Origin of the sequence: Actinomadura soli, assembly GCF_005889715.1 — a bacterium.
GTDB lineage: Bacteria > Actinomycetota > Actinomycetes > Streptosporangiales > Streptosporangiaceae > Spirillospora > Spirillospora soli.
Genome location: NZ_VCKW01000502.1, coordinates 1 through 2,485 on the forward strand (window position 1 = coordinate 1; position 2,485 = coordinate 2,485).

Here is a 2,485-nt window from a genome sequence, read left to right on the forward strand (position 1 = left end):
CTGCGGCGCGGGCGGCGCGGCGGGCGCGGGTCGCGGGGGGTTCGGTCGACGCGGCGCGGACCTTGGGCACGTGATCCCCTTCTGTCGAGCAGAATTGTCGGCGTGATGGAGTTGTCGCGCGATGAGTTCGAGGACCTGGTCGCGGAGGCCCTCGACACCATCCCACCCGAGCTGACCACGCACATGCGCAACGTCGTCATCGTCGTCGAGGACGATGCGCCCGAGCGCGGGCTTCTCGGCCTGTACCAAGGCGTACCCCTCACCGAACGGGGCGACTGGTACGGCGCCGTCCTGCCCGATCACATTTCGATCTACCGTAATGAGATTCTCGAAATATGCGACACCCCGGACGACGTGGTGGAAGAGGTCAGGATCACCGTGGTGCATGAGATCGCTCACCATTTCGGGATCGACGACCGGAGGCTGCACGAGCTCGGATACTGAGCCTTTCCCCGGACATGCCGGGTTCGGCGGCTGAAGAGGGCCGTCCGGGACGAGGAATTGTGCACTGTAGGTCACATCAAAGCCACGCAGCGTGAGTTAATGGGAGGGCCGTCCAACACCGGGCGGGCTGAACTGGAGCGAGCGTGGCGGGAAGGCAGACCGGGCGGCATCGCCGTCCGCCGGAGGAGCAGGCGACCTACCGCGAGGTTTTCGCGGTGGGCGAGTTCCGTGCCCTCTGGCTCGCGCAGGCGCTGTCGTTCGTCGGCGACCAGCTGGCGCAGGTCGCGCTGGCCGTGCTCGTGTACGACCACACGAAGTCGGCGCTGCTGACCGCGCTGGTGTACGCGCTGACGTACCTCCCGCCGATCGTGGGCGGGCCGGTCCTGTCCGGGCTGGCCGACCTGTTCCCGCGCCGCACCGTCATGATCGTCTGCGATGTGCTGCGGGCGGGCCTGGTCGCGATCATGGCGCTGCTGGAGATGCCGGTCGGCGCGCTGTCGGCGCTGGTGTTCCTGACCGTGCTGCTGGGCACGCCGTTCTCAGCGGCGCGGGCGGCGCTCCTGCCGGACGTCCTGGAAGGCGACCGGTACGTGGCCGGGTCGGCGATCAACAACATCACGCACCAGGGCACGCAGATGCTCGGCTTCCTGGCGGGCGGCGCGATCGTCGCCGTCGTCGGGACCTACGAGGCGCTCGCGCTGGACGCGCTGACGTTCGGCGCGTCCGCCGTCATCCTGATCGGCGGGCTGCGCCCGCGGGGGGCGCCGCGGCGGCGCGAGCGCGATCCGTCCGGGCTCTGGCGCGGGACGCAGGACGGCGTGCGGCTCGTGTTCGGCGACCCCGTGCTGCGGTCGCTGGTGCTGTTCGCGTGGCTGTGCGCGTTCTACGTGATCCCCGAGGGCCTCGCCGCGCCGTACGCGGCGACGTTCGGCGGCGGCGCGGTCACGGTCGGGGTGCTGCTGTCGGCGATGCCCACGGGGATGGTGATCGGCGCGTTCCTGTTCAGCCGGTTCGTCCGGCCGGCGAACCGGCTGCACGCGATGGGCTGGATGTCGATGCTGGCCTGCCTGCCGCTGATCGGCGCGGGCATGCATCCGCCGGTGTGGTGCGTGGTGGTGCTGTGGGCGCTGTCGGGCGTCGGCAGCGCCTACCAGCTCGCGGCCAACGCCGCGTTCGTGGCCGCGGTGCCGGCGTCGGGACGGGGACAGGCGTTCGGCCTGGCCCAGTCCGGCATCCTCGCCGGACAGGGCGTCGGCATCCTCGTCGGCGGCGCCGCGGCCCAGGTGCTCGGCCCCGAGACGGTGGTGGCGCTCGCCGGTGTGCTCGGGCTGTCGGTCGCGGCGATGCTCACGCTCGGCTGGAACCAGGTCCGCGGCGGCGTCATCGCCGGAATGCGGGAGCGCGTCGAGCCCGTCGTCGTCGCCGCGCCCCCCGCGGGCGACGACGAGCTGTCCGGCGTCAGCCGATCCGCTCCCGCCCCTTGACTCCCGCCTGAGCCCCCGGTCCGGGGGCCCCGCGGTGGCCTCGTTCACGTCCCGCGCCGTGGCTTCGGTCGCGTCCCGTCTCAGGCGGGTCGCCCTGCCTGGGTCGGGCGTTCGGGTCAGGCGTGGGTGCGGGGCTTGTTGAAGGCGTCCCTGGTCTTCTGGACGGCGTCCTGGAAGGCCGGGGAGTCGCTCGCCTTCTTGATCATGTCCTCGGCGATCGCCTTCTCGGCGCCCTCCTCGGGGATCAGGACCCATCCGATCGCGTAGAGCGCGATCCCGGCGCCGCCGAAGACGGTGAAGACCGCCAGGGCGACCCTGATGATGTTGGCGTCGATGCCGAGGAAGCGCGCGGCGCCGGAGCAGACCCCGGCGAGGATCCGGTCGTCGTGGGTGCGTCTGAGCTTCTTCTCGGGGGCGGCGTTGGTGTCCTTGTTCATGTCCATGCCTCGATCATGCCCAGTGGCGGGTAACCCTGACATCCGGATTCGCCCTGATTCACCCCTGAGTGCGCCCCTGGCGGCTCAGGGTGGCGTCCCTGACCCCGGCTCGTGGACGGG

The 2,485-nt window shown here is 71.2% G+C and carries 3 protein-coding genes; 2 read left to right on the forward strand and 1 reads right to left on the reverse strand.

Going from position 1 to position 2,485, the window contains the following annotated elements:
* The first annotated feature begins 102 nt into the window (after positions 1–102).
* Together ETD83_RS41215 and ETD83_RS41220 are read left to right on the forward strand one after the other, a co-directional pair.
* Positions 103–444, forward strand: coding sequence for a metallopeptidase family protein (locus tag ETD83_RS41215; RefSeq protein WP_138650668.1), 342 nt, complete (start codon positions 103–105; stop codon positions 442–444).
* A 143-nt stretch (positions 445–587) separates the two neighbouring features.
* Complete coding sequence (locus ETD83_RS41220; protein WP_138650669.1) at positions 588–1,928, forward strand: MFS transporter; 1,341 nt, start codon at positions 588–590, stop codon at positions 1,926–1,928.
* Between the two features lie 116 nt (positions 1,929–2,044).
* Here the strand turns inward: ETD83_RS41220 and ETD83_RS41225 are convergent, their stop codons facing one another.
* On the reverse strand, positions 2,045–2,371 hold the full coding sequence (locus ETD83_RS41225) for a PspC domain-containing protein (protein ID WP_205718179.1): 327 nt from the start codon (positions 2,369–2,371) through the stop codon (positions 2,045–2,047).
* Positions 2,372–2,485 lie beyond the last annotated feature (114 nt).

What these genes read in the sequence shown, in the direction of transcription:
- ETD83_RS41225 (WP_205718179.1), bottom strand. Translation starts at nt 2,371, where the DNA reads ATGGACATGAACAAGGACACCAACGCCGCCCCCGAGAAGAAGCTCAGA.